The sequence below is a fragment of the Mesorhizobium sp. B1-1-5 genome (genome assembly GCF_006443065.1).
GTDB lineage: Bacteria > Pseudomonadota > Alphaproteobacteria > Rhizobiales > Rhizobiaceae > Mesorhizobium.
Genome location: NZ_VFWS01000176.1, coordinates 1 through 8,091 on the forward strand (window position 1 = coordinate 1; position 8,091 = coordinate 8,091).

Sequence of the window (8,091 nt, forward strand, 5' to 3'; positions counted from 1 at the left end):
GAACTGGTCGGCTTGCCGGTGACGGTGGCGCAGCGCGACGACCGTTTCTTCATGGTGCGCGGCAAGGGCGACAAGGAGCGCATGGTGCCGCTGTCGGCCAAGGCGCGCGCGGCGATGCGAGCCTGGCTCGCCGCCCGGGCCAAGGTGCCCGCTTTCGCTGACAGCCCGTTCCTGTTTCCTGCCGCGTCGGACAGCGGCTACCTCTCGCGCCAGGTCTTCGCTCGCGACCTCAAGGGGCTGGCGGCCCGGGCCGGCATCGCCTCGGCCAAGGTCTCGCCACATGTGCTTCGCCATGCTTTCGCCAGCCATCTCTTACAGAACGGGGCTGATCTCAGGGCCGTCCAGCAACTGCTTGGCCATGCCGACATATCGACGACACAGATCTACACCCACGTCCTGGAGGAGCGGCTGGTGCGGCTGGTCAACGATCATCACCCGCTTGCCGACTAGGCCTCATATCGCTATGTGAGGGCGACGTTCCACCGCCCGGAGCCGGCATTTCAGCGGTTCCGCCAGCCATTGCCTTCCGACGGATCGGTCCGCCCAAGCATGTACAACTACCTCGACTTCGAAAAGCCGGTGCAGGATCTGGAGCTCAAGATCCTTGAGCTGAAGAAGCTTGCCGAGAACGGCGAGGCGGTCGATGTCGCCGAAGAGATCAGCAGGCTGGAAAAGCGCTCGCGCGACGCTTTGCGCGACCTCTACAAGGCGCTCACGCCCTGGCAGAAGGTGCAGGTCGCGCGCCATCCCGACCGCCCCCATTGCGTCGACTACATCAAGACACTGTTCACCGATTTCACGCCTTTGGCCGGCGACCGCAATTACGGCGACGACCAGGCGATCGTCGGCGGCTTCGCGCGTTTTCGCGGCGAGCCGGTGGCGATCATCGGCCAGGAAAAGGGATCGGACACAACAAGCCGCATCAAGCACAATTTCGGCTCGGTGCGGCCAGAGGGCTACCGCAAGGCGGTGCGGCTGATGGAATTGGCCGACCGCTTCCAGATCCCGCTTTTGACGCTGGTCGACACGGCCGGCGCCTATCCCGGCGTCGGCGCCGAGGAGCGCGGCCAGGCCGAAGCGATCGCGCGTTCGACTTCGGCCTGCCTTTCGCTGAAGGTGCCGTCGATCTCGGTGGTCATCGGCGAAGGCGGCTCCGGCGGCGCCATCGCGATCGCCACCGCCAATCGCGTCTACATGCTGGAGCATGCCATCTATTCGGTGATCTCGCCCGAAGGCGCGGCCTCGATCCTGTGGCGCGACACCACGCGCTCGAAGGACGCGGCGACCAACATGAAGATCACCGCGCAGGATCTTCTCGAGATGAAGATCATCGACGCCATCATTCCCGAGCCGATGGGCGGCGCCCAGCGCGCGCCGGAAACGGTGATTGCGTCCACCGGCGACCTCATCGCCAGGACGATGAAGGATTTCGCCGGCGCCAACACCGATTTCCGCGAGCAGCGCCGCGAGAAATACCTGGCGATGGGCCGCAGCCTCTGACCTCTCAAATCCCGGCAAGACGTTCAACTGTGGCCGGAATAAGCAATTCCGCCACAAAAATGCCGCCGGATTCGGCTCAATGGAAATCGCCGCGAGGGGTTTGCCAAGGCTTGCGGTAAGGAATTTTCAAGGTTAACGGGCTTACGGTCCACCGGTGTTCAGCCTATGGGCCCGGCCATGCCGACAGCCGTTGGCCCGAGAGAAGAGACGTAGCCGTATCGATGTTTGCCAAGCTTGCCCGCACCGGAATCCTGATCGCCGCCATCGGCGTCGCCGGCTGCAACGATTCGTCGATGAAGGACTTCGCGCCGGAGGCCAACAAGCCGTTGCCCGACAAGATCCTCGCCGACATGAGGGCCAAGGGCATGGTGCGCACCTCCTCGGTGATGGCGCGCATCTTCAAGGAGGAAGGCAAGCTCGAGATCTGGAAGGCCAAGACCAACGGCCGTTACGATCTTGTCGCCACCTACGACATCTGCAAATGGTCGGGAAAGCTCGGCCCCAAATACACCGAGGGCGACCGCCAGGCGCCGGAAGGTTTCTACACGGTCCGTCCCTCGCAGATGAACCCGCGCTCGAACTACCACCTGTCCTTCAACATCGGCTTCCCCAACGCCTATGACCGCGCCAATGGCCGCACCGGCCAGAACCTGATGGTTCATGGCGCCTGCTCGTCGTCCGGCTGCTATTCGATGACCGATGCCCAGATTGAGCAGATCTATGCCTTCGGCCGCGACGCCTTCCAGGGCGGCCAGACCGAGTTCCAGATCCAGGCCTTTCCGTTCCGCATGACCGCCGCCAACATGGCGCGGTACCGCAACGACCCGAACTACGAGTTCTGGAAGATGCTGAAGGTCGGCTACGACAATTTCGAGATCACCAAGGTGCCGCCGAAGGTCGACGTCTGCGAGAAGCGCTACGTCTTCAACCAGGTCGCGCCTGAAGGCACGACCTTCGACCCGACCGGCCCCTGCCCCGCGATGACCCAGCCGGATTCGCTGAGGACGGCCTATGCCAATTACGAGAAGAGCTACGACGCGGCCTTCAATTCGGCCGTGAATTCGAGCACGCCGCCGCCGAAGCCGACGATTGCCGGCGTCAAGGAAGCCAGCATCGTTTCCGACTGGTCGAAGCGCCGCGCCCGCGGCGAGCGCGTGCCGATCGACCCGCCGTCGCTGAATTCAGACGGCTCGGTGACCGAAACGAGCCGCATGGGCCGCATCGATTCCCCGCTCGGCCGCAAGATGGCGGCAGCCGACGCGGAAAAGGAAGCCAAGCGCAAAGCCGAAGAGCAGCGCCTGGCGGCGATTGAGGCGGCCAAGGCCGCCAAGGCACAGGCAAGGGCGCAGGCGCTGGCCGAGAAGGAGGCCGCCAAGCAGGCGGCGCAGCAGCCGGTCGTAACGGCCGGCGTCGAAGCCGCGCCGGCCCAGCCGGCGCAGGAAACGCAGGCCGCCGACGCCGACCAGGGCACCGTGTCGAAGCTGAAGAAGAAGCTTCTCGGCATGTTCGGCGGCTGAGACTTCCGCTTGGCAAAGCCGCCCGCCATCTACGATCTCAAGGGACTGAACTGTCCGTTGCCGGCGCTGAAGGCCCGCAAGCGGCTGGCTGCGATGCGGCCCGGCGCCCGGCTGTGGCTCGAAACCACCGATCCGCTGGCGGTGATCGACATCCCGGCCTTCTGCGCCGATGCCGGCCACCAGCTGCTCGAGACGGCGGCCGTCACTGGCGGCCACCGTTTCCTGGTCGAGCGCGGCAGGGCGGCCGATCTGCTTGCTTCAGCTTAAAGCCCGGCAATCGACAGCGGATTGGCTCCCAGCGCCGCGCGGTCCGGTGTGTCGATCGACGGCTTGTTGGTGAAGGCGGCGAACAGCCGCTGGATATAGTCCTGAGGCATGTCGAGCGTGATCAGCACCAGCCTGGTGCCGCGCTGGCCGTCGGGCCAGGCCGGCAGTCTCGCCGGCGGATGCAGGATCTTCTGCACACCATGGATGACCAGCGGCCGCGAGGGATCCTCCGCGAGTTCGATGACGCCCTTCATGCGCAGGAGTTTCTCGCCATGCGTCGAGCGCAGGAGGTCGAGGAACATCTCGATCGCCGAGAACGGCACCGGGCCGTCATGGACAAGCGAGTGCGAGCGCACGCGCGTGTCGTGGCGATGCTCATGATGGTGGTGAGGATCATGGTCGCCGTCATGGTGGTGATGGTCGCGATCATGGTCGTGCGCCGCCTCTTCGCCAAGCCAGCGCCGCACGTCGGCGGACTTGGTTTCAGGATCATAGAGGCCGCAATTGAACAGAGCCGCGGCGCCGGCCTCGTCGACATCGAGCACGACGGCGCCCGGATTGATCTGCTTGAGCCTTGCCCGCAACGCCTCGACCTCGGCCGCGCCGGCAAGATCGGTCTTGGTCAGCACGACGCGGTCGGCCACCGCGGCCTGTTTCACCGCCTCGACATGGGTGTCGAGCGTCGCCTCGCCGTTGACGGCGTCGACCAGCGTGATGACGCCGTCGAGCCGGAACGCCTGCACCAGCGCCGGATGCGCCATGATCGACTGCAGCACCGGTGCCGGATCGGCCAGGCCCGTCGTCTCGACGACGACGCGGGCCAGTTTCGCGATACGGCCGGTCTGCAGCCGGTCGACCAGATCGGCGAGCGTATCGACCAGGTCGCCGCGCACCGTGCAGCAGAGGCAGCCGTCGGAAAGCTGGATGATGCCGTCCGACGCCTGCTCCACCAGCAGATGGTCGATCGTCACCTCGCCGAACTCGTTGATGATCACCGCCGTATCGGCAAGCGCCGGATCCTTGAGCAGCCGATTAAGCAGCGTCGTCTTGCCGGCGCCGAGAAAGCCGGTGAGCACCGAAACGGGAATGGGAAAGCTGCTCATTGGTTTGCCTAGTTGGCAGCTTTGACGGGCTGGTCGCCCTGCGCTCCGGCAGCGGCGGTCGCCAGCGGCTCGGCGCCGGGCGGCGCCGGCCTGTCCGGCCGCCAGATCGGCAGCGGCACATCGGCATAATTCTGATCGGCTTGGTCGACGAACGCCTTGGGCGCTGGACCCGTGGCGCCGCCGAGGCCGACCGCGATGAGCGTAGGATGGGCGAGCTTCACCTGGTAAGGCGACTTCGGCTTATCCTTTGCGGCAACCTCGGGCGCCGCCTCCGATTGCTCCGCCTTCGGCTTTTTCGCGCAGATCTCGTCATGCATGTCGTTGGGTGACAGCGTGTCGCCATAGGGCTTGAGAGCGGCCAGCGTGGTCGAACTCGCCGCCGGTTTATCAAAACCCTGGTCGAGCAGCTTTGCCGCCGCTTCGGCGCGGCTGACCGCCGATTTTTCGCCAAGCACCACGGCGACCAGCGTGCGCCCGTTGCGCGTCGCCGAGCCGATCATGTTGAAGCCGGAAGAGCAGACGAAGCCGGTCTTCATGCCGTCGGCGCCGGGATAGCGGCCGATCAGGAGATTGTAGTTCGGGAGCGCCTTCTTGCCGACGGCAAGGCCTTCGATCGAGAACCACGGGGCATATTGCGGAAAATCATTGCGCAACGCCGTCACCAGCACGGCAAGGTCGCGCGCGGTCGTATACTGGTCCGGCGAATAGAGCCCGTTCGGATTGACGAAATGCGTGCCAACCATGCCGAGCCGGGCCGCCTCGGCGTTCATGCGCTCGGCGAACGAGGCCTGCGACCCGCCGATATTCTCGCCGACTGCCATGGCTATGTCGTTGGCCGACTTGACCAGCATCATCTTCAACGCATTGTCGAGCCGCATCACCGAACCCGGTTTGAAGCCCATCTTGCTCGGCGGCTCGCCGGCCGAATGCTTCGTCACCTTGATCGGCGAATCGAGCGCTACCTCGCCGGCCTGGATGGCGCGGAAGGCGACATAGGCCGTCATCAGCTTGCTGAGCGAGGCCGGATACCAACGCTTGAACGCGTCCTGGTGCTCCAGCACGGTGCCGCTCTTGAGGTCGAAAAGTACGACCGGATTGGCGCGTGCCGTGCCGCCAAGCACCGGAAGCGCCAGCGCGCCTGCCAGCAACAGGTTGAGGAAATGCCTTTGCCGCATGATCAAATCCGAAATCGCCTCTTGCCGTGATCGCCGCTGGCTCCGTAAGATTTCGTTACCCATCGCCAGCATAATGCGGGCCGACCCTCGATCCCGAGCCGCATTGTTGCGGTGCTATTTACCCTATGTGACGCCAAAATGGCAAAGTGCCATATATTCACAATTGCCGAGCAGTGACTCTGAACCGACTGCCGCCAGTCAACCAAGAGATGGACCGACCATGCCGATTCTGAACCGCGCCGCGCAAATGCAGGAAGAAGTTGCCGGCTGGCGACGACATCTGCACCAGACACCGGAGTTGAATTTCGACGTTTTCCAGACCGCCGGCTTCGTCACCGAGAAGCTGACGGCCTTCGGCTGCGACGAGGTGGTGACGGGACTGGGCAAGACCGGCGTCGTCGGCATCATCCGCGGCCGCAAGGGCGATGGCGCGACCATCGGGCTGCGCGCCGACATGGACGCGCTGCCGATCGACGAGATCACCGGCAAGCCGTGGGCCTCGACCGTGCGCGGCAAGATGCATGCCTGCGGCCATGATGGCCACACCGCCATGCTCTTGGGCGCCGCCAAATATCTGGCCGAGACGCGCAATTTCGCTGGCACCGTGGCGGTGATCTTCCAGCCGGCAGAGGAAGGCGGCGGCGGCGGCAACGAAATGGTCAAGGACGGCATGATGGAGCGCTTCGACATCGAAAAAGTGTTCGGCATGCACAACATGCCGGGCCTGCCGGTCGGCCAGTTCGCCATCAAGCCCGGCCCGATCATGGCCGCGACCGCCGAATTCACCATCACCGTCAAGGGCCGCGGCGGCCATGCCGCGATGCCGCACGGCACGATCGACCCGATCGTCATCGCCAGCCAGTTGGTCGGCGCGCTGCAAACCATTGCCTCGCGCAGCACCGATCCGGTCGAGTCCGTGGTGGTGTCGGTGACGAAGTTCCACGCCGGCGACGCCTATAACGTCATCCCCGAAAGCGCCGAGATCGCCGGCACCGTGCGCACGCTGAAGAAAGAAGTGGCCAAGAAATCGGAAGAGCGCATTCGCGCACTCTGCGCCGGCCTCGCCTCCGCCTTCGGCGCTACCATCGAGGTCGATTACGACGCCAATTACCCTGTCACCTTCAACCATGCCGAGGAAACCGTGTTTGCGGGCGATATCGCCGCCGACATCGCCGGCGACAGCCACGTGCACCGCGCCATCCAGCCGGTGATGGGCGGCGAGGATTTCTCCTATATGCTGGAAGCCCGCCCCGGCGCCTTCATCTTCATCGGCAACGGCGACTCGGCCGGCCTGCATCACCCGGCCTACGACTTCAACGACGAGGTCATCCCGCACGGCATGAGCTATTGGGTGAAGCTGGCCGAGACCGCGCTCGCCACCTGAGCGCACGCAGGCGAAGGCGACGGCGTTCCCATCGCCTTCTCGCCTCTTGGCGAACCGGCCCGAAGCGTTTATGTGTCGGGCCGCGTGGTCCCGTAGCTCAGTAGGATAGAGCGGCAGATTCCTAATCTGTAGGTCACAGGTTCGATTCCTGTCGGGATCACCATGCTTTTCAATGGCTTGGCGAGCAAGTCGCCGCATGGTGGGTGTCAGGTCGATCCTTGTGAGAACGGCCCCGAAAGATGGTGCCTGCGCAAATGTGTGGAGAGGCGGTTCGCGGCCTCGGCGAATGTCTCGCCTCCGGAAGCGATCAGCGCCGGTCTTTCCTGTTCGGGCGCAGCCAGGACGCGTTCCCAGAACGCGGCGACGACGGCGCTCGACTGGGCGAGATCGGCGGCCGCGTTTTGATCGTCGGCCAGCGCCGCCAGATGCTGGGGATTGATGCCGCCGATACCGGGCGGGACCTTCGCTCCCATGTCGACGAAACCCGGAGGCAGCGATCCCTTCAGATTGTAGACTCGGTGCTCGGTGACGGCGGCGTAGATCTGATCGATCGCCTGCTTGGCGCCCGCGACACGGGAGGGATGGTCCGTGTCGGCCGCGGCATGCGGGAGAAGTTCCAGACGCTGGCCATAACGCTCGACCAGCTTCAGATAAGGCAGCATCGGCCCTGAAAGCGCGGCCCCGTCGGTAAAAAGATCGGCATCGATCGCTGCGTGGGAAACGCGACCCGATTCCAGCGCGCGCTCCAGCGCTGCGACATCGACCAGCTCGCCGCGATCGTAGTTGATCAGCACGGCGCCTGGATTGAGTGCGCAAAGCACCCCGTCTGAGATCAGCCCGGCGTTGGCGTAACGTTGCTGGCCGGCATCGAAAGCACCCAGGCCAAGATGGACCGAAAGCGCGTCCGCGCCGCGCGCGGCGTCCACCATGGTCGCGGCGTAGTCGAAGCCCTCCAGCTCGATCCATTTGCGGTGACGTGGCCGCGCATGGATGGCGACCCGCATGCCGAAGGCCTGGCCGAGCCTGGCGAATTCCCGGCCGATATTGCCGTAGCCGATCACCGCCAGTCTTTTGCCTTCGAGCTTCTCGGTCGGGTAATGCCGCAGGTCTTTTCCGGTATCGAATTGCCCACCGGCGACCAGGGC

The 8,091-nt window shown here is 64.8% G+C and carries 8 protein-coding genes and 1 tRNA gene; 6 read left to right on the forward strand and 3 right to left on the reverse strand.

The genetic code is table 11. From position 1 onward, the window contains the following. The 4 genes from FJ980_RS28375 to FJ980_RS28390 form a co-directional block, all read left to right on the forward strand. On the forward strand, positions 1-450 hold a 450-nt coding region (locus FJ980_RS28375), incomplete at its 5' end, for a tyrosine-type recombinase/integrase (protein WP_140546964.1). Between the two features lie 99 nt (positions 451-549). Beyond that, positions 550-1,500, forward strand: coding sequence for an acetyl-CoA carboxylase carboxyltransferase subunit alpha (locus FJ980_RS28380; RefSeq protein WP_140546965.1), 951 nt, complete (start codon positions 550-552; stop codon positions 1,498-1,500). 221 nt (positions 1,501-1,721) lie between these two features. Beyond that, on the forward strand, positions 1,722-3,017 hold the full coding sequence (locus FJ980_RS28385; protein WP_140546966.1) for a murein L,D-transpeptidase family protein: 1,296 nt from the start codon (positions 1,722-1,724) through the stop codon (positions 3,015-3,017). A gap of 9 nt (positions 3,018-3,026) precedes the next feature. Beyond that, entirely contained in the window at positions 3,027-3,284 is a 258-nt protein-coding gene (locus FJ980_RS28390; RefSeq protein ID WP_140546967.1) for a sulfurtransferase TusA family protein, read from the forward strand. Here FJ980_RS28390 and FJ980_RS28395 read toward each other — a convergent pair. Both FJ980_RS28395 and FJ980_RS28400 read right to left on the reverse strand, forming a co-directional pair. Beyond that, on the reverse strand, positions 3,281-4,387 hold the full coding sequence (locus FJ980_RS28395; RefSeq protein ID WP_140546968.1) for a GTP-binding protein: 1,107 nt from the start codon (positions 4,385-4,387) through the stop codon (positions 3,281-3,283). The genes FJ980_RS28390 and FJ980_RS28395 overlap by 4 nt on opposite strands. 8 nt (positions 4,388-4,395) lie before the next feature. Next, positions 4,396-5,562, reverse strand: a complete 1,167-nt coding sequence (locus tag FJ980_RS28400; protein WP_140546969.1) for a D-alanyl-D-alanine carboxypeptidase family protein — start codon at positions 5,560-5,562, stop codon at positions 4,396-4,398. 220 nt (positions 5,563-5,782) lie between these two features. Between FJ980_RS28400 and FJ980_RS28405 the strand changes: the two genes are divergently transcribed. Together FJ980_RS28405 and FJ980_RS28410 are read left to right on the forward strand one after the other, a co-directional pair. After that, positions 5,783-6,946, forward strand: coding sequence for a M20 aminoacylase family protein (locus tag FJ980_RS28405; RefSeq protein ID WP_140546970.1), 1,164 nt, complete (start codon positions 5,783-5,785; stop codon positions 6,944-6,946). 86 nt (positions 6,947-7,032) lie between these two features. Beyond that, positions 7,033-7,109, forward strand: a tRNA-Arg gene (locus FJ980_RS28410). 43 nt (positions 7,110-7,152) lie between these two features. Here the strand turns inward: FJ980_RS28410 and FJ980_RS28415 are convergent. After that, the coding region (locus FJ980_RS28415) for an NAD(P)-dependent oxidoreductase (protein ID WP_281406343.1) at positions 7,153-8,091 on the reverse strand (939 nt) is incomplete at its 5' end.